The organism is Yinghuangia soli, assembly GCF_021502675.1.
Taxonomy (GTDB): Bacteria; Actinomycetota; Actinomycetes; order Streptomycetales; family Streptomycetaceae; genus Yinghuangia; species Yinghuangia soli.
This window is the reverse complement of sequence record NZ_JAKFHA010000005.1, coordinates 332,456-357,212: the sequence shown is the minus strand read 5'-3', so window position 1 is coordinate 357,212 and position 24,757 is coordinate 332,456. Positions and strand designations below refer to the sequence as shown.

The 24,757-nt window shown below is 70.9% G+C and carries 19 protein-coding genes and 1 pseudogene; 10 read left to right on the top strand and 10 right to left on the bottom strand.

Features of this window, described 5'->3' with window-relative positions:
* Nucleotides 1-130: 130 nt before the first annotated feature.
* The 6 genes from LZ495_RS12825 to LZ495_RS12800 form a co-directional block, all read right to left on the bottom strand.
* The gene (locus LZ495_RS12825) at nucleotides 131-2,050 is read right to left on the bottom strand and encodes a glycoside hydrolase family 5 protein (protein WP_235052254.1); all 1,920 of its coding nucleotides are present in this window, start codon (nucleotides 2,048-2,050) and stop codon (nucleotides 131-133) included.
* A gap of 16 nt (nucleotides 2,051-2,066) precedes the next feature.
* Nucleotides 2,067-3,242 (bottom strand): aldose epimerase family protein, encoded by a 1,176-nt coding sequence (locus LZ495_RS12820; RefSeq protein ID WP_235052320.1) that lies wholly within the window; start codon nucleotides 3,240-3,242, stop codon nucleotides 2,067-2,069.
* 35 nt (nucleotides 3,243-3,277) lie between these two features.
* Nucleotides 3,278-4,414, bottom strand: coding sequence for a galactokinase (galK, locus tag LZ495_RS12815; protein WP_235052253.1), 1,137 nt, complete (start codon nucleotides 4,412-4,414; stop codon nucleotides 3,278-3,280).
* Nucleotides 4,415-4,487: 73 nt separating this feature from the next.
* On the bottom strand, nucleotides 4,488-5,531 hold the full coding sequence (gene galT / locus LZ495_RS12810; protein WP_235052252.1) for a galactose-1-phosphate uridylyltransferase: 1,044 nt from the start codon (nucleotides 5,529-5,531) through the stop codon (nucleotides 4,488-4,490).
* Between the two features lie 60 nt (nucleotides 5,532-5,591).
* Nucleotides 5,592-7,685 carry a beta-galactosidase gene (locus tag LZ495_RS12805; RefSeq protein ID WP_235052251.1) on the bottom strand — a complete coding sequence of 698 codons (2,094 nt, stop codon included), beginning with the start codon at nucleotides 7,683-7,685 and terminating at the stop codon, nucleotides 5,592-5,594.
* 162 nt (nucleotides 7,686-7,847) lie between these two features.
* Nucleotides 7,848-8,933, bottom strand: coding sequence for a LacI family DNA-binding transcriptional regulator (locus tag LZ495_RS12800; RefSeq protein ID WP_235052250.1), 1,086 nt, complete (start codon nucleotides 8,931-8,933; stop codon nucleotides 7,848-7,850).
* A gap of 328 nt (nucleotides 8,934-9,261) precedes the next feature.
* On the opposite strand from LZ495_RS12800, the gene LZ495_RS12795 reads away from it, so the two are divergent.
* The 4 genes from LZ495_RS12795 (at nucleotide 9,262) to LZ495_RS12780 (ending at nucleotide 14,195) form a co-directional block, all read left to right on the top strand.
* On the top strand, nucleotides 9,262-10,146 hold the full coding sequence (locus LZ495_RS12795; protein WP_235052249.1) for a carbohydrate ABC transporter permease: 885 nt from the start codon (nucleotides 9,262-9,264) through the stop codon (nucleotides 10,144-10,146).
* The gene (locus LZ495_RS12790) at nucleotides 10,143-11,090 is read left to right on the top strand and encodes a carbohydrate ABC transporter permease (protein ID WP_372498563.1); all 948 of its coding nucleotides are present in this window, start codon (nucleotides 10,143-10,145) and stop codon (nucleotides 11,088-11,090) included. The genes LZ495_RS12795 and LZ495_RS12790 overlap by 4 nt, the downstream gene beginning before the upstream one ends.
* A gap of 81 nt (nucleotides 11,091-11,171) precedes the next feature.
* Nucleotides 11,172-12,512 carry an ABC transporter substrate-binding protein gene (locus tag LZ495_RS12785; protein WP_235052248.1) on the top strand — a complete coding sequence of 447 codons (1,341 nt, stop codon included), beginning with the start codon at nucleotides 11,172-11,174 and terminating at the stop codon, nucleotides 12,510-12,512.
* Nucleotides 12,513-12,629: 117 nt separating this feature from the next.
* A complete protein-coding gene (locus LZ495_RS12780) occupies nucleotides 12,630-14,195 on the top strand; it encodes a glycoside hydrolase family 31 protein (RefSeq protein ID WP_235052247.1) in 1,566 nt (521 codons plus the stop codon).
* A 97-nt stretch (nucleotides 14,196-14,292) separates the two neighbouring features.
* Here the strand turns inward: LZ495_RS12780 and LZ495_RS12775 are convergent, their stop codons facing one another.
* On the bottom strand, nucleotides 14,293-14,877 hold the full coding sequence (locus LZ495_RS12775) for a cupin domain-containing protein (protein ID WP_235052246.1): 585 nt from the start codon (nucleotides 14,875-14,877) through the stop codon (nucleotides 14,293-14,295).
* A 174-nt stretch (nucleotides 14,878-15,051) separates the two neighbouring features.
* Between LZ495_RS12775 and LZ495_RS12770 the strand changes: the two genes are divergently transcribed.
* From LZ495_RS12770 to LZ495_RS12745, 6 genes and pseudogenes are all read left to right on the top strand, one after another.
* Nucleotides 15,052-15,987, top strand: a complete 936-nt coding sequence (locus LZ495_RS12770; RefSeq protein WP_235052245.1) for a carbon-nitrogen hydrolase family protein — start codon at nucleotides 15,052-15,054, stop codon at nucleotides 15,985-15,987.
* Nucleotides 15,984-17,420, top strand: a complete 1,437-nt coding sequence (locus tag LZ495_RS12765) for an APC family permease (protein WP_235052244.1) — start codon at nucleotides 15,984-15,986, stop codon at nucleotides 17,418-17,420. Before LZ495_RS12770 ends, LZ495_RS12765 begins: the two co-directional genes overlap by 4 nt.
* 34 nt (nucleotides 17,421-17,454) lie before the next feature.
* Nucleotides 17,455-18,402, top strand: a pseudogene (gene speB / locus LZ495_RS12760) (agmatinase); the annotation flags it as partial.
* Between the two features lie 130 nt (nucleotides 18,403-18,532).
* Nucleotides 18,533-20,728 carry a TerD family protein gene (locus LZ495_RS12755; RefSeq protein WP_235052243.1) on the top strand — a complete coding sequence of 732 codons (2,196 nt, stop codon included), beginning with the start codon at nucleotides 18,533-18,535 and terminating at the stop codon, nucleotides 20,726-20,728.
* A gap of 186 nt (nucleotides 20,729-20,914) precedes the next feature.
* Nucleotides 20,915-21,577 (top strand): phosphotransferase, encoded by a 663-nt coding sequence (locus tag LZ495_RS12750; protein ID WP_235052242.1) that lies wholly within the window; start codon nucleotides 20,915-20,917, stop codon nucleotides 21,575-21,577.
* A 95-nt stretch (nucleotides 21,578-21,672) separates the two neighbouring features.
* Nucleotides 21,673-22,101, top strand: coding sequence for a nuclear transport factor 2 family protein (locus LZ495_RS12745; RefSeq protein WP_235052241.1), 429 nt, complete (start codon nucleotides 21,673-21,675; stop codon nucleotides 22,099-22,101).
* A 169-nt stretch (nucleotides 22,102-22,270) separates the two neighbouring features.
* On the opposite strand, the gene LZ495_RS12740 is transcribed toward LZ495_RS12745, so the two are convergent.
* From LZ495_RS12740 to LZ495_RS12730, 3 genes are all read right to left on the bottom strand, one after another.
* Nucleotides 22,271-22,579, bottom strand: coding sequence for a hypothetical protein (locus LZ495_RS12740; RefSeq protein ID WP_235052240.1), 309 nt, complete (start codon nucleotides 22,577-22,579; stop codon nucleotides 22,271-22,273).
* A gap of 131 nt (nucleotides 22,580-22,710) precedes the next feature.
* Nucleotides 22,711-23,901: a methyltransferase domain-containing protein gene (locus LZ495_RS12735; protein ID WP_235052239.1), complete on the bottom strand. Its 1,191-nt coding sequence runs from the start codon at nucleotides 23,899-23,901 to the stop codon at nucleotides 22,711-22,713.
* A 163-nt stretch (nucleotides 23,902-24,064) separates the two neighbouring features.
* Nucleotides 24,065-24,700: a TetR/AcrR family transcriptional regulator gene (locus LZ495_RS12730; RefSeq protein WP_235052238.1), complete on the bottom strand. Its 636-nt coding sequence runs from the start codon at nucleotides 24,698-24,700 to the stop codon at nucleotides 24,065-24,067.
* Nucleotides 24,701-24,757 lie beyond the last annotated feature (57 nt).

Here is a 24,757-nt window from a genome sequence, read left to right as displayed (position 1 = left end):
CCCCCCTCGCTCCGTCAGCCGCCGCGCCCGCCGCGGGCCGGGGGGCGGGGGGGGGGGGCGCCCCCCCCCCGGGCCGGGGGGGGGGGCGGCGCCCGCCTGGTGTGTCCTGGGTGTGTCGTGGTTCTGAAGGTCAGAGCTTGCGGCAGAGCAGGGCGTCCGGGGTCTTGCCCTTGGCCCAGGCGCCGGTGAACGCGATGCCTGCGGCGTACTCGTCGGTGGCGCACTGGCCCTTGTAGTTGCCGGAGGCGAACTCGCCGCCGGGGTTGCCGGCCGGGCGGTTGTCGCCGCGGTCGAACCACACGGTGCGGCCGCTGGTGCCCAGGGCCCGGACCGCGGTCGCGCACAGGACGCCCGAGACGGCCTGTCCGCGCACGCTGTAGCCGGTCATGACCTGGTTCGGCGCGCACTGGAACTTGGTGTAGCCGCCTGCCCAGTCGCCCTGCTGGACGAAGCGCTCGTCGCGTACGACGGTGAGCGCGCCGGACGGGTCGACCAGGCCGGGCGCGCCCGCGTCGGTGCACAGGCCGCGGCCGCCCTTGTGCGCGACGCCGACGACCCGCTGCCCGTCCGGGCAGACCGCCTTGCGGGCGCCGGAGTCCCAGTCGGGCATGCTGCGGACGCGGCGCGACTGCACGGCGTCCGCGAAGTCGAGGTTCAGCATGTCCCACGTGGACGTCGCGGCGACCGGTCCGGTCCGGCCGGCCGCGGAGACCAGCCGCTGCCAGTCGGCGGCGCGCCAGTCGCCGCCGTCGAGGATGCCGTCGCGGGTGCCGTCGGTGCGGTACTCGAGCAGGTTCCACGAGTTGTGCCCGGCGAACCCGAGTGCGGGCCAGTACGCGAAATCGGTGTCGTTCGCGACGAGGTAGTCCACGAAGTTCGTGAACCAGGTGCGGGCCTGCGGATTGGTCTCGGCGGCACCGATGCCGAACTCGCTGATCCACAGCGGCGCGGTGTAGTGCTGCCCGGTGTCCGCCGCGACGAAGAACGCCTGGCGCTGCAGCGTCGCGAACAGGTCCGTGCGGGACAGCTCCTGGTAGCGCCAGTCGTGCGTCTCGCCGGTGCCGGTCGCGCCGGTGTGGTTGGGGCCGGTGTACCCGTAGAAGTGCGCGGAGTAGACCAGCTTCCCGGAGTCGACCAGCGTGTGCGAGAGAGTCCGGGCCGGCTCCAGGGTGGGCCGCCAGTGCGAGAAGCCGTCGGCGGGGATGCCCTGCCAGTTGATGCCTTCCACGACGATGAGCAGGTCGCGGTTGACCTGGGTGAGGATGCGGTCGGCGACGCGCTGGGATGCGGCGTACCAGTCGTGGTCGTTGCCCCAGCCCCAGTTGGCGTCGTCGGTGATCGTGCGCCGGACCTCGTTGTAGAGGTCGACGCCGACCACGCGCTTGTTCGCCTTGTAGCGGTCGGCCATGAACAGCCAGTCGGCTTCCCACTGGGCGGTCGACTGCGAGGTGTTCCAGCGTTCGTTGCCGTCCAGGCCGCAGCACCAGCGCGAGGTGTTGGTGTGGTTGTTGAGGACGACCGCGAAGCCTTCCGCGGTGCTTGCCGCGATCACCGCGTCGAAGACCTGGAGCGGTGTCTTGCCGCGCAGCTGCGGGTTGGCCGCGACGGAGGCGTCGGACACCGGCCGCTGGTCGTGCAGCATCTCGTTGGAGAACGGCAGCCGGAAGCTGTTGACGCCCAGGCTGCGGAAGTCCGCGAGGATGGCCGCGATGGGAGTGCGGTCCAGGCCGAGCGGCATCTGGTCGGACTTCTCGCCGGCGTTGTGGTTGGCCGGGTCGGCGATGTCCCCGGAGCCGGTCCACGAGCCCTGTGCGCCATGCCAGTTCGCGGACTTGAGCTTGAAGCGGTCGCCGTTCGCGTCGACGATGTAGCGCCCGCGGGTGCTGAGCGGGGGCGCCCACGTGTCGGCGAGCGGTACGTTCGCGGACGCGCTGCCGGCGGCATTGCCGTCGGCGGGCGCGCCCGAGGCGGCGCTGCCGGTCGCGGGGGCGGCGAGTGCCCCGGCGAGCAGGCCGCCGGCCAGCACGGCCCCGATGAGGGTCTTCTTCACGATGTCCTTCGGTCGGTCAGTCCGGGGCCGGGGGCATGCCGAGGCTGGATCCGTCGTACGCCCTCGACCCGATGGGTAGATGCGTGAAGCGGTAGTGCGTGGTCGAACGGTGGAGCTCCCCGGGCCGCAGGACGGTCGGGGGGTAGGTGGGCCGGTTCGGCGCGTCCGGGAAGTGCTGGGTCTCCAGGCACACCGCGGAATGGCTGCCGAAGGGCGGCGTGGGGCCGTTCGCGGTGTAGACCTGCAGGCCGGGTTCGGTGGTGGCCACTCGGAGGATGCGGCCGCTGCGCGGGTCGGCGAGGCGGGCGGCGAGACGCGGCGCGGAGGGCTCTTCGCCGCCGGAACGCCGTAGGACGAAGCAGTGGTCGAGGCCGCCTGCTGCGGCGAGTTGCGGGTGCCGGGCGCGGACGTCCGGGTCGAGCACGTCGCGCAGCGGCTGCCCGTGCCGGGCGAGGGGCGTGCCGTGGAGCGGCACTTCGGGACCGTACGGGATGCCGTGCGCGTCCACCGGGAGGTAGGTGTCCGCGGCGACGTCGAGCAGGTGGGCGCCTATGTCTCCGTTGTCTCCGTTGCCTCCGTCGGCGCTTCGGTTTCCGCTGCCGGAGAGGTTCCAGTAGGCGTGCTGGGTCGGATTGACGACGGTCGGCCGGTCGGTGCGGGCCTGGTAGTCGACGGCGAGCGTTCCGGAGCGGTCGACCGTGTAGGCGACTTCGATGTCCAGGGCGCCGGGGAAGCCCATGTCGCCATCGGGGCTGTGCAGGCGCAGGCGTACGCCCACGCGGTCGGCGCCGACGATTCCGGCGCTCGTCCAGACGCGGCGGTGGAAGCCGTCGGGTCCGCCGTGCAGGGTGTTGCCGCGGTCGTTGGCGGGCAGGCGGTACTCGGTGCCGTCGAGGACGAAGCGGGCGCCGGCGATGCGGTTGGCGTAGCGGCCGACGAGGGCCCCGAGGTAGGTCTCGTCGGCGGCGTAGTCGGCGACTTCGGGAAGGCCGAGGACGACGTCCCCGGGCACGCCGTCCCGGTCCGGGACGCGGCAGGACTGGAGGATGGCGCCGTAGGTGAGGACGGCCGCGGTGACTCCGGCCGGGTCGCCGAACGTCCAGCGGTACACGGGAGTGCCGTCGGGGGCGGGGCCGAAGGGTTCGCGGCGCAGGGTCAGCGGTCCGGGTGCCGGGTGCGCGAGGAGGGCCATCACCTCGTCCTCCCCCGCCGCGGTCAGGTTTGCGCTCACACCGCCACGCGCCGGGCTCCGGCCGCCGGGGCCACCGGGAACACCTCGGGGGCGGCGAGGCGGCGGCGTTCGGCGGCGGACTGCACGATGTGGGTGACCCACTCGCGTTTTCCGGCGTCGACGAGGGCGACCGCCGAACCTCCGAAGCCGCCGCCCATCATGCGGGCCCCGTACGCGCCTGCGGCCAGGGCCGCTTCGACCGCGGTGTCGAGTTCGGCGCAGGAGACTTCGTAGTCGTCCCGCAGCGAGTGGTGCGAGGCGGTCAGGAGCGGGCCGAGGGTGCGCAGGTCCGCGCCGGCGTCCAGCAGGGCGATGGTGTCCAGCACCCGGGTGTTCTCGGTGACGACGTGCCGGACGCGGCGGGCCGTGACGGGGTCGAGCACGGCAAACGCCCGGGGCAGGTCTCCGGCGTCCAGGTCGCGCAGGGCGGCGACGCCCAGGGCCGTGCAGGCCTCGGCGCAGCTGCGGCGGCGGCGCGCGTACTCGCCGTCGACCAGGCGGTGCGGGGCGCGGGTGTCGATGACGAGGAGTTCGAGTCCGGCCGCGGCGGGGTCGATCGGGACCTGCCGGGTGGCCATGGCGCGGGTGTCGAGGAAGAGTGCGTGCCCCGCGGTGCTCAGCACGGATGCGGCCTGGTCCATGGCGCCGCACGGCATGCCGACGAAGTCGTTCTCGGCGGCCCGGGCGATTTCGACCAGGGTGAGCGGGTCGAGACCGAGGGACCACAGGTCGTCGAGTGCGGTGGCGGTGGCGCATTCCATCGCGGCGGAGGACGACAGACCGGCGCCGGGCGGGACGTCGCCGTCGATGCGGATGTCGACGCCGGCGACCGGCAGTCCGCGGCGGCGCATCTCCCACACCACCCCGGCCACATACGCGATGCCGCCGCCGACCACGCCGGGGGCGAGCGCATCGAGCGGTATCTCGGCGGGCTCGCCGCCGAGTTGGGCCGAGACGATGCGCACGAGTCCGTCGGTGCGGGCCGCGACCTGGGCGGTCACGCCGTACGGGATGGCGGCCGGGAGGACGAACCCGTCGTTGTAGTCGGTGTGCTCGCCGATCAGGTTGATGCGGCCCGGGGCGTGCCAGGCCAGGTCGGGGGTGCGGCCGAAGGCTTCGGCGAAGCCGGTCATGTGCGCTCGTTTCGGGTGCTGGTGCGGCGGGCGGAGGACCGGGCATCCACGGCGATGCGGTACGGGCCGCGGGTCATCGGTCCGGCTCCCCTGCCGTGCGCAGCATTTCGGCGGCGCGTTCGGGGGTGATGTCGTTGATGAACACGTCCATTCCCGCCTCCGAGCCGGCCGGATGCTTGAGCTTGCCCGGGGCGCGCCGCGAACTGAACAACTCCAGGTGCAGCCAGGCCAGTTCGCGGTCGGCACGGACGGGCGCCTGGTGCCAGGCGGCGACGTACGGCATCGGCACGCCGAACAGGGCGTCCAGGCGGCGCAGTACGTCGAGGTAGAGCCGGGCGAAGTCGTCGCGTTCGGCGTAGTCGAGGGCGGGCAGGTCGGGCACCTTGCGGTGCGGGTAGAGGTGGATCTCGAACGGCCAGTGCGCGGCCTCCGGCACGAATGCCGTCCAGTGCTCGGTGCGGGCCACGATGCGGCTGCCGTCCGCGTGTTCGGCGTCGAGGCGCTCGGCGTGGAGGTCGCCGCCGGTGCAGTCGCGGTGGGCGCGGACGATGTCCAGGGTGCGGCGGGTGCGCGGGGTGACGAACGGGTAGCCGTAGATCTGGCCGTGCGGGTGGGCGAGCGTGACGCCTATCTCCGCGCCGCGGTTCTCGAAGACGTAGACCTGCTCCACGGACGGCAGTTCGGAGAGCGCCCGGGTGCGTTCGGCCCAGGCGTCGACGACGGTCCGGGCGCGCAGCGGGGTCAGGTCGCGGAACGAGGCCTGGTGGTCGCTGGTGAAGCAGACGACTTCGCAGCGTCCGGTGTCCCCGGCCAGGGACGGGAAGCGGTTCTCGAAGACGGCGACGTCGTAGGCGTCCGCGGGTATCTCGGTGGCGCGGTCCGCGGTGGACGGGCACAGCGGGCACTGGTCGTCGCTGGGCAGGTGGGTCCGGGTCTGGCGGTGGGCGGCGACGACCACCCACTCACCGCGCAGCGCGTCGTGGCGGAGTTCGGACCGCGGTCCGCCGGTCTCGGCAAGGTCGCGGGTGTCCGCGGGGACTCCCGCGGCGGGTGCCGCGGTGTCGAAGTAGTAGATGAGCTCGCGCCCGTCGGCCAGCCGCGTCTCGATGCGTTCCATGGTTCGCTGTACCTGGTCCTGTTCCTGGGGGCCGGCTTCGTTCCCGGGGGCCGGCCTCGGTCAGTCGGTGCGGGGAGCGGAGAGTGCGGTGCCGCCGAGGACGGCGACGGCGCGCGGGGCGAGGGTGACGCGGCTCAGGGCGGGGCGGTCCGCGGCGAGCATGTCGCAGCGCTCCAGGGGGAGTTCGATCTCGTGCTCGTCCTCGGTGTGGTTGAGCAGGATGAGCACGTCGTACGCCGGGCCGCTGTCGGGGGTGCTGTGCCGGATGACGGCCTGGACGCCGTGCGGCAGTCCGGGCAGGACCGGGGCGACCTTGGCGTCGGCCAGGGCGCGGGCGGTGAGTTCGGCCATGGTGGCGGGGTCGGGCCGGGTCGCGATGTACCGGGCGGTGCCGGCGCCGTACGTGTGCACGGTGGCGGCGGGGCGGTCGTCCCAGTCGGGTCCGGCGAAGAGGAGTTCGGGGCGGGCGCCGTGCAGGGCGACGTCCTCGCGCCACAGGGATGCGGCGCCGGCCGGCTCGGGGGTGCCGTCGGCGGCCCGCACAGGTATGCCCTCGCCTTCCGCAGTGGGCCAGAACTCCTCGACGCGCACCCCGAGTACGTCGCGCAGCGGGCCGGGGTACCCGCCCAGGTGCACGCGGTCGTTCTCGTCGACGATGGCGGAGAAGAAGGTGGCCAGCAGCGAGCCGCCGCGTTCGACGAACTCGGCGATGCGGGCGGCGTTCTCCTCGGAGAGCATGTAGAGCCCGGGGAGGACGACCAGTTTGTAGCCGCTCAGGTCGGCGGACGGGTGGACGACGTCGATGCCGACGCCGTGCGCGAACAGCGGGGCGTACAGGTCGAGGACGCGGTCCAGGCACTGCACGGCGTCCGAAGGGTGCGAGTCGAGTTCGACGGCCCACCAGGAGTTCCAGTCGAACAGCACGGCGACGTCGTTGCGGGTGCGGGTGCCGACCAGCTCGGGGGCGAGGGCGAGTTCGCGACCGAGAGTGCGGACCTCGCGGTACACGCGGCTCTCTTCTCCGGCGTGCGGGACCATGCCGGAGTGGAACTTCTCGGCGCCGCCGCGGGATTGGCGCCACTGGAAGTACATGATGGCGTCCGCGCCCTGGGCGACGGCCTGCCAGCTCCACAGGCGCATCTTGCCGGGGACCTTGCCGGCGTTGCGGGCCCGCCAGTTGACCGCGGAGGGGGCCTGCTCGGTGAGCAGCCACGGCTCGCCGCCGGTCGCGCCGCGGAGGGCGTCGTACGAAAGGGCCGCACCGATGTGGGCGTGCTCCCAGTGCGGGTCGGGGTAGCTGTCGAGGGCGGCGACGTCCATTTCGGGGGCCCAGGCGTACCAGTCGACGGTCTTGTGGCCGGCCAAGAAGTTGGTGGTGACCGGGACGTCGGGGGTGATGCGGCGCAGCGCGTCGCGTTCCAGGCGGAAGCAGGCGAGGAGGGCGTCGCTGCTGAAGCGCTTGAAGTCGAGCTGCTGCGAGGGGTTCGGGTAGGTCGGTGCGCTGCGCGGTGGCAGGATCTGGTCGAACGACGTGTAGCGCTGCGACCAGAAGTCGGTGGACCAGGCGGCGTTGAGCGCGTCGATGCCGCCGTAGCGGTCGGCGAGCCAGCGGCGGAAGTCGGCGGCCGAGGTGTCGCAGTAGCACTCGGCTATGTGGATGCCGTACTCGTTGCCGACGTGCCACAGGCCGAGTGCGGGGTGGTCGCGGTAGTGGGTGGCGACCGCTTCGACGAGGCGGACCGCGCGGTCGCGGAAGACGGGGCTGGAGGGGCAGTAGTGCTGGCGGCCGCCGGGCGACAACACGAGGCCGTCGGCGGTGACCGGGAGGATCTCGGGGTGCTCGGCGGCCAGCCAGGCGGGCGGGGAGGCGGTCATGGTCGCGAGGTCGGCGACGATGCCGTTGGCGGCGAGGTCGTCCATGACGGCATCGAAGTAGCTGAAGTCGTAGGCGTCGCGCGCCGGTTCGACGCGGCCCCAGGCGAAGATCGCGAGGTTCACCAGGTTGACGCCGGCGGCGCGCATGAGGCGCATGTCCTCGGCGCGGGTGGCGTCGTCCCACTGCTCGGGGTTGTAGTCGCCGCCGAAGCCGATGCCGCCGAGGCGGTCGCGGAGGCGGCGTACGCGCTGGGCGGGGGTGGCTTCCGGAGTACTCACGTGGGTCCTTCGCAGGAGAGTTCGGTGGATGTCGGCTCGGCACACGCCGGCCGAACACGTTCAGTGGCCACCGGCCGCCGGGCATGTTAGCGCTAACATCACCAGGCGTGCGGATGCGATGCCACCGGAACAGCCCTGAGGGGCCGGTCCTATGACGCAGCGTCAGGAGCGGGGGGCGGAGCCGCGCGGAGAAGCATCCGACGGGGGACGCGCCCGCCGGGTGGTGCTGGACCGGACGACGATCCGGGGGGTGATCGTGGTGACCCCGCGGGCCTCCGGGGTGTCCGTGCCGGCCAGCTGCGCCATCAGCAGCTCGACACTCTCCCGGCCGATGGCCTCGAAGTCCTGGTCGATGGTGGTCAGCGGGGGGAGGAAGTAGCCGGATTCGGGGATGTTGTCGAAGCCGACGATGCTGACGTCGCCGGGGACCGACCGGCCGGCTTCGTGCAGTGCGCGCATCAGGCCCAGGGCCATCTGGTCGTTGGCCGCGAACACCGCGGTCATCTCCGGGATCCGGGCCATCTCGCGGCCCACCTCGTATCCGGAGGCCGCCGTCCAGTCCCCGTACAGGACCTGGGGAACCGGGCGGTCGGCGTCGTTGAGCGCGGCCAGCCAGGCCTCGGCCCGGCGGCGGGCCGGGATCGAGAGGTTCGGTCCGGCCAGGTGCCAGACCGTCTCATGGCCCAGGTCCAGCAGGTGGCGCACCGCGATCGCGGAACCGGCGGCGTGGTCGGTCTGCACTCCGCGGTACCGGTGCTCGATGTCGCCGTCCACGACGACGACCGGCACTCCGGTGGGCAGCGACAGGAAGCTGTCGAGGACCTGCGCCTGGTTGACGATGATCCCGTCCACGTTCTGCCGGCGGAGCCGCTGGAACGCCTTGGCGATGTCGCCTTCGTTCGAGTGCTTCACCGTGACCACGTCGACCGAGTAGTCGTGCGACTGCGCGCGGGCGACGATCGCCTGCAGGGCACGGGCGTTGCCGTACGCCTCCAGGTCGAAGCTGATGATGCCGATCATCTTGTTCCGGCCCGTGGCCAGCGCCCGGGCGGCGCTGTTGGGCTGGTAGTTGATCATGCGCATGGCCCGCTCCACGCGGTCCTGCGTCTCGGGGTCGACATTGCGGCTGCCGTTGACCACCCGCGAGACGGTCTGCGCGGAAACACCCGCAAGTGCCGCGACGTCGGCCATGGACGGCGGACGACCGCGGTGATTCTCGACGGCCTTGCGGCGGCCGGCCTCAACCATGAACGGCATCCTCTCACTTCGGCACCCCGGGCGTCGTGACGACCGGGAGGCGCGTCGTCATGTTTGCGCAAACATGACGGAGAGGTCAACAGGCCTGGCGAAGCCGCCCCGGATGCCCCGCTGCGGGAATCATCCCGCGCTTATTTCATTCCAAATACGGATTGTTCGCCCAACCAGAATCACGGAATGCCTTCCTCTTGACACTATCGGAGGCCGGTGGACACACTTCCGATCGCGCAGCCATGTTTGCGCTAACACGACACGGAGGACTTCCCGTGAGAGTCGAGCAGGCCCCGGGCCACCGCCGGGGCCACCACCGGGGCCGGCGGTGAGGCGCAGCGCCGTCCGGCGCAACCTCACCGCACACGCCTTCTTCCTGCCGTTCCTGGCGGTCTTCGCCATCGGCGTGGTCGCCCCGCTGGTCTACGCGGTCAACCTGAGCCTGTATCAGGAGCGGATGATCGGCGGCACGTCGTTCGTGGGCCTGGACAACTACGCCAAGGCCCTCGAGGACACCCTGTTCCACGTGGGCCTGGGCCGCGTCGCGCTGTTCTTCGCGATCCAGGTCCCGCTGATGCTGGGCCTCGCCCTGCTCGCCGCCCTGGTCATCGACAGCGGCCGGCTGCGCGCGCCGGGGGTCTTCCGGATCGGCATCTTCGTGCCGTACGCGGTGCCCGGCGTGGTCGCCGCACTGATGTGGGGCTACATATACGGCGACCGCTTCGGCCTGGCCGGCGAGGTCGAGGACCTCTTCGGCGTGGACCTGCCGGACTTCCTGGCGAGCGGCTGGATGCTCGCCTCGATCGGCAACATCGTCACGTGGTCGTACGTGGGCTACAACATGCTGATCTTCTACGCGGCGCTCCGGGCGATCCCCGACGAGCTCTACGAGGCTGCCGAGATGGACGGTGCAGGATCCATCCGAAAGGCGTGGAGCATCAAACTCCCGGCGCTGCGGCCCGCGTTGCTGCTCGCCACGATCTTCTCGGTGATCGGCACGTTCCAGCTGTTCAACGAGCCGAGCGTGCTGCAGGCCCTGGCCCCCGCGGTCATCACCACGAACTACACGCCCAACATGTACGCGTTCAGCCTCGCCTTCGAAGGCCGGCAGTTCAACTACTCGGCGGCGATCGCGGTGATGCTCGGGCTGGTGACGGTGGTGGTCGCGTACGTCGTGCAGCTGGTGACCGCCCGAAGGGAGCGCATGCTGTGAGCGCAGAGACCACCGAGGCGCAGCCGTCGGCCGCTCCCGTCCCGGGTCCGCGAAAGAGGCCGGTCCGCCCGCTGAGCCGCAAGCCGCGCCGCCGGCGCGGCAAGAGCACCGCGCTGACCGTGGCCATGGGTCTGATGCTGGCGTACGCCCTGGTCCCGCTCGTGTGGCTGACCATCAGCGCCACGAAGTCGAACCAGACCCTGTTCGACTCCCCCGGCCTGTGGTTCGGCGACGGCTTCCACCTCTTCGAGAACATCCACGACGTCTTCACCTACGACGACGGCATCTACCTGCGCTGGTTCGGCAACACCCTCCTCTACTCGGTGGTCGGCGCCGGCGGTGCGGCGATGATCGCCACGATGGGCGGGTACGCGCTGGCCAAGTACGACTTCGTGGGCCGCAAGTTCCTGTTCGCCCTCGTGCTCGGCGCCATCTCGATCCCGGCGACCGCGCTCGCGGTCCCGACGTACCTGCTGTTCAGCGAGATGGGCATCGTCAACACTCCGTGGGCGGTCCTGCTGCCCACGCTGGCAAGCCCGTTCGGCCTGTACCTCATGCAGGTGTACGCCAAGGACGCCGTCCCGGACGCGATGCTCGAAGCGGCCCGCATCGACGGGGCCGGCGAGCTGCGCATCTTCTTCACCATCTCGCTGCGCCTGCTCGCCCCCGGGTTCGTGACCGTGCTGCTCTTCACGCTCGTGGCGACCTGGAACAACTACTTCCTGCCGCTGATCGTGCTCAACGACCCGGACCTGTTCCCGCTGACCGTCGGCCTGCACCAGTGGAACTCGATGGCCCAGGGCGGCAGCGGCGCCGGCGCCATCCCGATCCTGCCGCTGGTGCTGACCGGCAGCCTGCTGGCCATCGTCCCGCTGGTGGTCGCCTTCCTGTTCCTGCAGCGCTTCTGGGAGTCCGGCCTGTCCGCGGGCGGCGTCAAGCAGTAAGCGCACCGCACCGCGCCCCGTCCCGGGCGCCCCCATACGCACGTCCCCCGATCGCTCACACCTGCCTTTGGAGTGCCCGAAATGCGCAGTTCGATGAAGCATGCCCTGACGACGGCCACGGCGGCCGCGCTGGCCCTGGCGCTGGCCGCGTGCGGCGGCGGCTCGGGCGGCGGCAAGTCCGACGACGGCCCCAAGGTCGACCCGGCCGCCGTGCAGGGCGCGCTGGACAAGCCGGCCACGATCACCTTCTGGTCGTGGGTGCCGAACATCGAGAAGACCGTCGCGCTGTTCGAGAAGAAGTACCCGAACATCAACGTCGAGGTCGTCAACGTCGGCCAGTCCAAGGACCAGTACACCAAGCTCACCACGGCCATGAAGGCCGGCAACGGCGCCCCGGACGTCGCGCAGATCGAGTACTTCGCCCTGCCGCAGTTCGCCCTCACCAAGTCGCTGGTCAACCTGGCCGACTACGGCGTGGGGAGCCTCAAGGACAAGTTCGCCGCGTCCGCGTGGTCGCAGGTCAACGTCGCGGGCGGCATCTACGGCGTGCCGCAGGACACCGGGCCGATGGCGATGTTCTACCGCAAGGACATCCTCGACAAGCTCGGCGCGGCCGCCCCGAAGACGTGGGAGGAGTTCGCCGCGCTGGCGAAGAAGGTGCACGAGGCCGACCCGTCCTCGTACGTCACCTACGTCGACCCGGGCGACCCGGGCACCGCGACCAGCTTCATGTGGGACTTCGGCGGCAAGCCGTTCAAGGTCGAGGGCACCACCGACGTCACGGTGAACCTGAAGGACGACGCGGGCGCCAAGGCGTATGCGGACACCATGGGCCCGCTGATCAAGGACAAGCTGATCGACGTCACCGGCAGCTGGAACGACGAGTGGTGGAAGTCGATGGCGGCCGGCAAGTACCCGATCTGGATCACCGGGGCGTGGGCGCCGGCGGTGCTGGAGAAGAACATCCCGCAGAGCAAGGGCCAGTGGTCGGTCGCCCCGATGCCGGGCGGCGCCAGCGCGGAGAACGGCGGCTCGTCGGTCGCGGTGACCACGCAGGCCAAGAACAAGGAGGCCTCGGTGGCCTTCGCGCAGTGGCTGAACTCCGACCCGGAGGCGGTCAAGTCGCTCAACAGCGAGGTCGGCCTCTTCCCGGCCACCAAGGTGCTGCTGGACGACCCGGGCTTCCGCTCCGCCGAGGTGCCGTTCTTCCCGGGCAGCAAGCCGAACGAGGTCTTCGCGGACATGTCGAAGGCGGTCCGCCCGGACTGGCAGTACCTGCCGTTCCAGGTGTACGCCAACAGCGTCTTCAAGGACACCGTCGGCCAGTCCCTGCAGGGCGGCGGCGACCTGGGCCAGGGCCTGGCGGCCTGGCAGGAGCGCATCAAGACGTACGGCAAGGAGCAGGGCTTCACCATCAAGTAGCCGGGACGGCCGGCCGGGCCGAGACGCGTGCAGTACGTCTCGACCCGGCCGGTCCCCTGGGCGCTGCCCCCGATCGAGGGGCGTATTCACCCGGACGATTCCAGGAGCACCCCACTCATGACCGCCGTACGCGAGACCGCCCCCGGCACGCCGCTCACCCTCCCGCTGCTCGACGGCGAACGCTGGTGGGGCGGCGCGTCCGCGGAAGGGCGCAGCATGCCGTACCCGGCGGGCTACTCCTTCGACCTGCGCGACCTGCTCGGCAACCAGGGCATGCCGCTGCTGCTGTCGAACCGGGGGCGCTGGGTGCACAGCACCGACACGTTCTCCTTCACGGTCGGCACCGAAGAGCTGACCGTGACTCCCCACTCCGCCACCGCGGTCCTCGAATATGCCTCCGAATTCGGCGACCTGCGCGGCGCGTACCGAGACGTCCTGGCCCGCCACTACCCGGCGAGCGGCACGATGCCCGAGCCGCTGCTCTTCACCGCGCCGCAGTACAACTTGTGGATCGAGACCGTCTTCGAGCCGACGCAGGAGAAGGTCCTGGCGTACGCCGAACGCGTACTCGCCGAGGGCTTCGCGCCGGGCGTCATCATGATCGACGACCAGTGGAGCAACGACTACGGCAACTGGACGTTCCATCCGGGCCGTTTCCCCGATCCCGCAGCAATGGTCGCCCGGCTCCACGAGCTCGGCTTCAAGGTGATGCTGTGGCTGGTCCCGTACGTCACCCCCGACTCGCCGACCGCCCGCACCCTCAACGACGCGGACCTGCTGGTCGCCGACCCAGAGGCGCGCTACCGGGCGGCAGTCGGGCACTGGTGGAACGGCTGGAGCTCGGCACTCGACCTGCTCAACCCCGAGGCAGTCACCTGGCTGCAAGACCAACTCACCCGTCTCCAGTCCGACTTCGGCATCGACGGCTTCAAGTTCGACGGCGGCGACGCCGAGTGGTGGCGGCGGATGGGGATCGCCGATCCCGAGGCGTACGTCCTGGCCTGGAACCGCATAGGCCTCGCCTGGCCGCTCAACGAATACCGCGAGGCCTGGCGTACGGCAGGCTTGCCCCTCGCCCAGCGCCAGCAGGACAAGTACCACCAGTGGGAGGACCGCTTCGGGATCGAGAGCCTGATCCCAAACGCGCTGGCCCAGGCCGTCACCGGCCACGCGTTCACCTGCCCGGACATGATCGGCGGCGGCGAATTCCGCTTCGTGCCCTCCGATGACGGCGACGGCTTCGACGCCGAACTCTTCGTCCGCTACGCCCAGATCGCCGCCCTGTTCCCGATGATGCAGTTCTCGGCCGCGCCGTGGCGCCTGCTCTCCCCCGAACACCTGGAGATCGTCCGGCAAGCCGCGGCCCTGCACACCGCCTTCGGCGCCGAAATCCTGGCCATAGCCGAAGAGTCGGCCAAATCCGGCGAACCCATCCAGCGCCCCCTGGAGTGGGCGTACCCCGACCAAGGCTACGCCGACGTCACCGACCAGTTCCTGATCGGCGACACCCTGATGGTCGCCCCCGTGACCATCCAGGGCGCCACCACCCGCACCGTCGAAATCCCCCCAGGCACCTGGACCGCCGACGACACCCGGACATACGAAGGCCCCACAACAGTGACAGTAGACGCCCCCCTCGCCCGCCTCCCCTATTTCAGGCTCACGGCGCCCGCGTCGAACTGAGCAACGCCGCCCATGCGGGCGCCGGTATACCCGGCGCCCGCATGGGCTTCTTGCTGTCCGGGAACCGCCGCAGCGCGCGGCGGCACCGTGCCACCCGCTAGTTCGAGCCGCTCCAGGCGGCGGGGGTGATGACCCAGACGACTTCGGTGGTGCCGTCACCCGTGTTGCGCCAGGTGTGGGGTTCGCCGCCGGGGAAGGTCAAGGTGGCGCCGGGGCCCAAGGGGACCTCGTGACCGGCGAAGACGACGGTCAGGGCGCCGGAGATGACGTGCACGACCTCGACTTCGCAGTTGATGGTGTACAGCCGCTGGCCGCCGTCCGCGCCCGGCTTCAGGGTGGAGCGCAGGACCTGGACCTTGGCCTGGCCGCGCGGGGTCACCATGCGGTCGGTGGCGCCGGTGCCGCCCAGGTTGACGAGGGGGGCGTCGGCGAGTTCGACGGTCGCGGTGTCCGCTTCCTCGAACAGTGAGCCGATCGGCAGCGACAGGACCTGGCACAGCGTGACGAGGGTCGCGACGCTCGGGGACGTCTCGTCGCGCTCCACCTTGCTGATGAAGCCCTTGCTGAGCCGGGTCGCGGCGGCGACCTGCTCGACCGTCATGCCCTGCGCGAGGCGGCTGCCGCGCAGCTTGGCCCCGATTCTGACCGGCGAGTCGGAGGCTTCCGGGCCGACCGCTCTCATCGCCCCTCCATCTGGCTCGTCCACGGGTCTCCACATCTTGACAGAGCTTTCCGGCGCTCGGATACTTGCCCGAGTTTCTCAGTAGACATCAAAAGTTTCTTATTTGGAAACATGCAGAGCGGCGGCCCGGCCGGGAGCCGCCGCCGCTCCGTCTCCTCCGAGGAGTCCTGCCCCATGAGTCGCCATCTGCGCCTGACCCTTGTCCAGGCCGCCGCCGAGTCGTTCGCCGACTTCGCCGAGGGCCTGCGCCGCCGCATGAAGTCCCCCAATGCCGGACAACTCGTCGTCTATCCGGAGCTCCACCTGTGCTCGCTCGGCCTCGGCGAGATGTCGGACGAGGAATTCACCGCCCGGTACGCCGAGCCTCTCGACGGACCGCGCGGCCGAGCACTCGGCGACCTTGCCCGCGAGCTCGGCATCTGGCTGATCCCCGGCACCGTCCTGGAGCTGACCGACGACGGCCGGGTCTTCAACACCGCCGTGGTCTACGCCCCGGACGGCCGCCTGGTCGCGAGCTACCGCAAGATCTTCACCTGGCGGCCGTACGAACCCGTGGACGTGGGAAGCGAGTTCGTGGTGTTCGACATGCCCGGCACCGGTCGCGTCGGACTCTCGATCTGCTACGACGCCTGGTACCCGGAGGTGACGCGGCACCTGGCCTGGATGGGTGCCGAGCTGGTGGTCAACATCGTGCAGACGCCGACCGCCGGCCGGGCCCAGGAGATCCCCGTCAACCAGGCCAACGCCATCGTCAACCAGATCTGGGTGGCCAGCGTCAACGGCGCGGCGCCCACCGCGGTCGGCAAGACGCTGCTGGTCGACCCGGAAGGCAACATCCGGGTCGCGACGTCGGGCAGCGAGGACGCCACGATCCTCAGCGTCGTCGACTTCGACCACGTCCCGGCTGCCCGGAAGTTCGGGACGAGCGGCGACTCATGGCCCTGGGACCACTTCCAAGACGGCGACTCGCCACTCGAACTCCCGCTCTACAACGGCCGTATCGACCCCGCCACCTGGCGCCCGGCGATCTCCCCCGAGACGCCGGAGCCCCTGCGTCCGGCTGCTCCGGCCGTGTTCCGCCGCCCCGCGGCAGCCAAGGAGGACGCGTGAAAGCGAGCAGAACAGGCGGGAGTGCACCGGCCACCGATGCAGACGCCGGCCGGCTGGCTCCGACGCTTTCGCTGGGTTCCGTGGTCGCGTTCGGGGTCGCGTACATGTCGCCCGGCATGGTCATGGCGATCTTCGGGGTGATCGCGGCGAGCAGCAACGGCACGGCCGCCGGCGCACTGCTCCTCGCCACGGCGGCGATCAGCCTCACCGCCTTCAGCTACGCCAAGATGGCACGCGCCTATCCGGTCTCCGGATCGGCGTACGTCTACGCGCGCCGCACGCTCGGTGCACCGGTCGGGTTCCTCGTCGGCTGGAGCGTACTGCTCGACTACCTGTTCCTCCCGATGGTCGCGTGGCTGCTGCAATCGCTTTACCTGAACGCCCAGTTCCCCGGTATCCCGGTGTGGACGTGGCTGCTGGTCAACGCGGCGCTGACCACCGCGGTCAACATCGTCGGACTCGCCCTGTCGGACCGGGTCAACAAGGTGCTGACCGGGCTCGCGTTCCTGCTGGTCCTGGTGTTCGTCGCGTACTGCCTGGTGTTCCTCGTCGACCACCCGCCGGCGTCGTACGGCGCGCCGCTGTGGAACGCGGAGAGCAGCGCCGCGGCGGTCACGGCGGCTGCAGCGGTCGCGGCGTACTCGTATCTGGGCTTCGACGCGGTCACCACGCTCTCCGAGGAGACGCGTGATGCACAGCGGACCATTCCCCGGGCCGTGGTCCTGGTCGTCGCGATCGGCGGCGTGCTGTTCACCACCGCCGCTTTCGTCATGCAACTGGTGCACCCGGGCGGCGTGTTCGAAGACCCGGAGATCGCCGCGTACACGATGTCCGTCCAGGTCGGCGGCGAGCGGTTCGCCGACTGGCTGAACATGGCGACCATCGTGGGCGGGTTCGCCTCGGGGCTTGCCGTCCAACTCAGTTCGAGCCGGCTGCTGTACACCATGGGCCGCGACGGGGTGCTGCCCAAGCGGGTCTTCGGTGCACTGAACGGCCGTACCCGGACGCCGGTGTTCTGCGTGCTCGCCACCGGGGCGATGTGCCTGCTCGGGCTGGGGCTCTCGCTGGAGACGGCCACGTCGTTCATCAATTTCGGGGCGTTCACCGCGTTCACGGTCGTGAATCTGTGTGTGGTGACCCACTACTTCCGGAACCGCCGCGGACACCGGCTGCCGGTGTTCGGGTACGTGGTGCTGCCGGCGGCCGGCGCGCTCGCCACGGTGTACATGCTCACCCGGCTCAGCGGGACGGCAGTCGCGATCGGTGCATGCTGGTTCTCGGTCGGCGTCGTGTACCTGCTGGTCCTCACCCGCGGGTTCCGCCGGCCGACGCCGAAGCTGAGCGCGTCCGGCGCCGCCCCGCCCCCGGACCTCCCCGGTCCTGCGGGCCACGGCTCGAACCCGGCGTCCGCTGCTCCTGCCCAGTCGACCTGACCGGCTGCCTCCCCGACCGAAAGACCGAAAGCCGATGAACCACCACCCCCGCGGCCCCGTCGACTCCTCCCGGATCCCGCGGTACGCCGGACCGGCGACCTTCGCCCGCCTCCCCCGGCTGGACGAAGTCCCCCGCGCCGACATCGCGGTCGTCGGGATCCCCTTCGACAGCGGTGTCTCCTACCGCCCCGGCGCACGCTTCGCGCCGACCGCGGTACGCGAGGCCTCCCGGCTGCTGCGCCCGTATCATCCGGGTCTGGACGCCGAGCCGTTCGCGGTCCGGCAGGTGGCGGACGCCGGGGACATCGCGGTCAATCCGTTCGACATCGGGGAGGCGATCGAGGCCATCGAGCACGCCGCGGACGAACTCCAGGCGGACGGGACCCGCTTGGTGACGATCGGCGGCGACCATACGGTCGCGCTGCCGCTGCTGCGAGCCGTCGCGAAGCGCCACGGCCCGGTCGCCGTCCTGCACTTCGACGCGCACCTCGACACCTGGGACACCTACTTCGGTGCCGAGTACACCCACGGCACCCCGTTCCGGCGCGCCGTGGAGGAGGGCGTCGTGGATACCGAGGCGCTGAGCCACGTCGGCACCCGCGGCCCGCTCTACGGCAAGCGCGACCTGGAGGAGGACCGCCGCCTCGGGTTCGGCATCGTGACGTCGGCGGATGTCATGCGGCGCGGCGTCGACGAGACCGTCGGTGCGCTCCGCGACCGGATCGGCGGCCGCCCGCTATATGTCTCGATCGACATCGACGTCCTGGACCCCGCGCACGCGCCGGGCACCGGCACGCCGGAGGCGGGCGGCATGACGTCCCGCGAACTCCTCGAGATCTTGCGGGGGTTGGCAGGACTGAACCTCGTCGGCGCCGATGTGGTCGAGGTCGCCCCGGCGTACGACCACGCGGAGATCACCGCGGTGGCGGCCTCGCACGTGGCGTACGACCTGGTCACGCTGCTCGGCCTGGGGGCTGCCGAAGAGGTGACCGGCCGGGCCGGCGCCGGGGCAGCTGCACACGCGGCCGCCCCGGCGCCGGCATGCGCTGCTGCCGGGGAGCGGCGGCAAACTGCGATGCGGGTGGGGTGTTGCGTCTGGAAGCATGCGCAGGATGGTTCACCCTCTGGATGCCCTCGTCGTACGCCACACGCTTCGCATACCCCTGCCTGCCGGACCTTCCGGAAGGGGCGAGGTCGCTGCTCGGCAGTTCGATTCCGCGTTGATGTCGGTGGGCTTCAAGCTCTCCGCGGAGCTGCTCGAACGGCTTTCGGCGCTGGCTGACGGTGTCGTCGTCGAGATCGCGCGGCAGACGCTCCCGGTCGTGGGCGAGATGGTCGGCAGCCACGTCGCGCACAACAGCTACTTCATCGACTTCCCGGCAAACGTGCCGGACACCATCGACTTCTGGACCAGTCTGGTCGTCAAGGCGCTGGCCATCGACATCCTCCGGCCCGGTATCGAGGAGCAACTCAGCTACGGCACGCTCAACTTGCTGACGCTTCCGGGCTACGGGACGTACCAGCACACGTACGCCGAGATGTTGGCCGCGCACGAAGAGCTGATCCCCGCGGCGGGCGACCGCGTGACCGTGCTGCACGCGGGCGGCGACTCCGCGGCCGAGGCCACCGCGCTGTACCTCGCCCTGGCCGGCAGCACCACACCGCTGGACAAGCCGGCGCTGGGCAGCCTCGCCGTCCTGGCCGGACACTGCGCGGACGGCCCGCAGCCCGAGGCGATCCCGGTGCGCGAGAACCGCGCCGTCGTCAACTTCGTACGCCTGGAGGCCGGTGCGGAGCTGCTGGTCGACACCGTCACGGATGTGCTGCGGCTGGCGTGCGTGGTGTCCGACGGTGATGTCGCGCTGGTCGTGCCCACCCGGTTCAAGTCGTTCCCGCGCCGCATCCGCCGCGCGCTGCTCACTGCGCTCGACGGCGTCGTCGCGGCGTCCCCGGCGAAGCTCGCGGACGCGAACCTGCACCGGGAGCCGTTCAAGCGCCTGGGCGAGCGGCTGCACCCGCACGAGTTCCCGAAGCTGCCGCATGCCGCGCAGGTGTTCGCGGTCGCGCGGGGCGAGCTGGCGGCGCCGACGTTCGACAGCCGCGTCGAGGAACTGCTCGCGGCACGCGATGTCGCCGGTGCGGCACGGCTGCTGGCCGGCGCACCGGGCCGGCTGATGCGCGCGTCCGACCGGCTGCTGCGCGAGGCGCGCAGCTTCGAGGAGTGCGACGCGGTCACCGCGTCCGTGGAGTCGGCCATGCCCAAGGTCTCCGGCCGCGTCCTGCTGTCGCTGCGCGAGCACTTCGCCAACCGCGCGACGGACGCCGGGACCGGCAACCTCGATGCCGACCAGCCGCGGCGCATCTTCGTGAACCGGTTCGGCGGTGCCTGCGCGGTCGAGGACACCCGCGCGCCGGTGCCCGCCGACGCATGCGTACGGCTGACCGCCGCCATCGATGCCGAGATGCGGCGGCGCCTGCCGGCTCCCGGGCACCTGCTGGTCGACCCGGAGATCCTGGACGTGGCGGTCCCGATCAGCGGAAAGGCCACGTCCGGCGGCTTCGGCTCGCTGCCGCGCGGGTCGGTGAGCCGGGTGGACGGCGAGCTGCTGCGCTTCTTCGTGTACTGGAAGCAGACGTCCCACCGCACCGACTACGACCTGTCCGCGCTGCTGCTGGACGAGGCGTACGGCAACGCGTCGTGGCTGTCGTACACCGCGCTGACCGGCGCGCACGGCGAGCACTCCGGCGACATCACCGATGCCCCGGACGGGGCTTCGGAGTTCATCAACCTGCGGCTGGGGTCGGTCCCGGGCGGCTTCATCGTGCCGCAGGTGAACATCTACTCGGGCGAGAGCTTCGAGCAGTGCGAGGAGTCGTTCTTCGGGTTCATGCTGCGCGAAGGCGAGCAGAAGGGCCGCCCGTTCGAGCCGCGTACAGTCCGCATGAAGTCGGAGCTGCGCGGCCCGGGCCGCGTCGCCCTGCCGCTCGCCTTCCGGCGCGGCGAGGACGGGTCCTGGTACGCCAAGTGGCTGCACATCTACCTGAACGGCAGCCCGTACGCCAACACGGTCGAGGGCAGCCAGGCCTCGGTGGCGGCGCTGCTGCGCAGCATCTTCGACCACACGCCGCTGACGATCGCGTACCTGGTCGACCTGCTGACCGAGCAGGCCACGGAAACCACGGTGTGGGACGGCGATACGCTGCCGGAGGGGCCGGTCACGTACCTCGGTCTGGAGCGTCCGGCCGGCCTGCACCCGGACTCGCGCGTCTTCACCCCGGAAAATCTGCGCGACCTGATCCCGGGCTGACTGATAGCGTCGACCTCGACGAGGCCATGAACGGGCTTCCTTCTCATCTTTTTCTGCCTTAGTCCGTTCGCTTTCCTCGCACAGACGGCGTCGCGGTCCCCAGGACCCGGCGCCGACGCTTTTCCCGGGTACGTTCTGCTCTCACACGACCCCGCACCACGCGGCGGCGCAAGGCAAACTGCCCGTATGGAGCTGATCGCACGGGGGCGGGACGCGGACGTATACGCCCTGGACGAGTCCCGAGTACTACGCCGCTACCGGCACGGCGGGCCGACAGAGGCCGAGGCCCGGCTGATGGCGTACCTGTCGGAGCGCGGATTCCCCGTACCGCAGGTGTACGAGCACACCGAGACCGACATGGTGCTGGAGCGCCTGACCGGGCCGACGATGCTGGACGAACTACCCCGACGCCCTTGGCGGGCCCACACGTTGGGCCGGCAACTGGGCGCCCTCCACGACCGCCTGCATGCGCTGCCCGCACCCGACTGGCTGCCCAGGCGCTTCCCGACGGCTGCCGGCGGGCCGGGCGACCGGATCCTCCACCTCGACTTCCACCCGGGCAACGTCATCCTGACCGGCCGCGGCCCGGTGGTCATCGACTGGCGCAACGCGCACGCAGGCGACCCGGCCGCGGACCTCGCCATGACCCTGGCGGCAGTCGGCGCCGCCCAGGTCCCGGGCTTCGCGGCCCGCCGCATCCGCAGCACCCTGCTCCACGGCCTGCACCGCGGCTCCCACACCGACCCGGCACCCCGCCTCCGCGAGGTCATCGAGGCCCGCCTGACCGACCCGAACATCACGCCGGCGGAGGCCACTTGGCTGACCCACCGCGCGGATAGCCTGCGGTAGACGTCCGCCCACCTGCTGGAACCACTGCGGTACTCGTCGGGATTCATCGCGACGCCAAAGCGTGGTGCGGTCATCCGCAGGCCATGATGGGGACCATGTCGAATCACACGCCGAACCCCGACCTGTCCGAAGAGCTTCGTACTGCCGAGCGGCGTTTGCAGGCCGCCCAGCTGGCTTCCGACGTCGACGCACTGGCGGAGCTGATCGACGATGCCCTCTGGTTCACCGGTCCGGACGGGCAGATCTACTCCAAGCAAGACGACCTGGATGCGCACAAGTCGGGGCAGCAGGTGCTGCACCGTGTCGAAGAAGAGGAACTGCGCGTACGGGCCACCCCGACTACGGGCGTGACCTGGTTCCTCGGCGTGCTGGAGGGCGCCATCGGCGGCCAGCCGTTCGCTGCCCGCATGCGCTACACCCGGACGTGGACTCGCGACGAGCAGACCGGCTGGAGGCTCATCGCCGCCCACGCCACACTGCTTGCGGACCTCACTGGCGACCAGCCGGGTTCAAACGACGACTGACTTCGAAGGCCAGGGGCGCCCTGCCCGACCTTGACGCGCCAACGCCGGCCTCCGCGCGGACAGTGTGGCCGTACCGCGTGCGGGTGGGGTGGCCGCCGGCTGCCTACCTCGTCGACGGCCACCTGCCCGAGTCGGTCGGCTTCATCTCTGAGCCGGTCCGACAGGCGTCCTAGCTCTTCACCATCGCGTGGACGGGGTAGACCTTCGGCTGCGCGTCGGCGACGCCCAGGCCGTTCAGGATCGGGATGATGATCTCGCCGAACTGGCGGAACGCCTCCTCCGATTCCCAGACGTCCACCACGAACCACCCGTCGGGAGTGGGGCCGGCGGTGTGCGACAACAGGCCGGGGACGGGCCAGTCCGTGACGTTCTGCACCGCCCCGCGGCCGCCGGTGACCGCGTCCGCGCTCTGGTCGTACTGGGCCTGAGTCATGCCCGGGATCTGGAAGATGACGGCGATCGCCACGGCGAAGTCCATTTCAGGAGATAGCAAGAGGACTCTTCAGTCTCGCCACGGCGCGGAGCGCGTCGCGCGTCGGCTTGGGCCGAATGGGGCAGTCCCCACCCGCGTGGGCTAACGCCCCGTCGCCCACCCGCCGCCGAGCCCGGCTAAAAGGTGATCACGGGTACGGAGTTGTCGGGGGTATCCAGCCACGCCGTCTGGGCGTCCCCGCGGACGGTGAGGCCGTAGCGCGTGCGGGTGGGTCGGCCGTTGGCCGTCCACCAGGCAACCGCCTGCTCGACGTCGGTGACGATGTCACGGGGGCCTGCTGCGCGCGCAGTGAATTCCTCTGCGTCCACGACGTGTTCGATCGCGGCCCAGGAACCGGACCCCGGGTCGGTCAGGGTCAGGGTGAAGTTGTCGAGCGGCGTCTCGGCACCGCCGCCGTACGGCCGGGTGACGTGCCCGGTGATGCCAGGGACCAAGAGTCCGACCGCGAACGCCGCATCGCGATCGCCGGCAAGTTGCCAGGGGTCAAGGCGGGTCGTGCGCTGGACGGTAGCGCTAGCGGTGTGCGCCGGGAGCTCCGGTGGTTCCGTGCTGAGGCCGCGTTCCCACATGAAGGCCGCGTCGCCGATGACCCTGCCCGCCGCAAACTTGCCTTCGGCATCCTCCCCGACATCGAGCGCAAGCAGGACGCCGTTGTAGAACGCGCTGGCCCAAGGAGTGACGATCCGTCCGCCGGGACGCGTCTGGTCGACCCAGGCCCAGGGCACGCGGTGGACCGCAAACGTCGACAACAAGCGGTCGTACGGAGCGCGTTCGGGCCACCCCGCGGTGCCGTCGCCGACGCCGAGGTGGGGGTGGCGTCCTGAACGCGCCAAGACGTCGGCGACGCGGGCGCCGATCCGCGGGTCGACTTCCACAGAGGTGACGCGGTCGTCGCCGAGGCGTTCGCCGAGCAGTGCGGCGCCGATGCCGACGCCGGTGCCGATTTCCAGCACGGTGTTGCCGTCGGCGGTGCCGAGCGCCGCCATCAGGCGCGCGACCATGCGCGGCATGCTGGCGCTGCTGGTGGGGTGCCGGGAGAACTCCGGTTCGGAAGCGCCCCCTTCGACCTGCGTCACGAGCGCGGTGTCGGTGTGGACGAGGGAACGCCAGCGAGCCGGGTCGTCGGCGCGGTCCAGGCGCCGGTAGCCGTCGGGATCGGGCACCCAGACGCGTTCGGGGACGAAGTGCTCGCGGTCGACGGCCCGCCAGGGACCTTCCCATTCGGGCAGGAGGTAGCCGCCCGCGACGAGTTCGTCATGGAGAAGCTCCGCGGTGCGTTCGGCTCCAGCGGTCCCGGAAGGTCGCACACCTTCGGTTTCGCCGGCCGCTGCGGCGTAGCCCGCGCCGACGACCGGCCCGGGCTCCGGCGCAGCGTCCGACGGAGCTTGGTCGCCGGGATTCTCCGAGCGGCTCCCAGATGTGACCATTGTCGACCAACTTCTCGCAGAATCGGACGGATTCCGCCCCAATCTAGCCGACCAGCACACCGCTCTCCGGGACCTCGACCACCCACCCTGCCTCGACCGACCGGCGGCTGCGTACCGGATCGTCCCCCGCACTCGCGAACAGCGCAGCGAGCAGCGGCACTCCGTGCGCCAGCGCGGCGTCCGGCAGCGGACCTCCGGCGACGAGCGAGGCCAGACCGTGCCCGATCACCCAGCTGCGGGTGGCCAGCTCGACAGCGTCCACGTCGGGGCGGAACCGCCCGTCCCCCTTGGCGCGTTCGACCGCGTCGACCAGGCGGTGCAGGGTCGCGTCGGCGGCCGCGGCGTCCTCGAGGTCGAAGCCGGCGTCGAACATGACACGGTAGATATCCGGGTCGGCAAGGGCATTGGACATGTACGCGGCACCCAGCGCGGTCAGGTCGCGCACCGAGTCCGCGGTGGCGTCCACGGTGTCCAGCCGTGCCGCCAGACGCCGGAAGCCCTCCTGGCGCAGCGCGGTCCACAAGCCGTCCATGCCACCGAAGTACGTATAGACCGCCATCGTGGACACACCGGTGCCGTCGACCAGCGAGCGCAGGGTGACCGGCTGCCGGGTGCGCAGCATGTGCGCGGCGCGCTCCAGCAGCAGGGCGCGTACCGCCGGATCCTTGCTCCTTGCCATGGCCCCAGAATACATAACGTTGCTATGTTAAGCGTCGTCGGACCTGTCCGGACATCG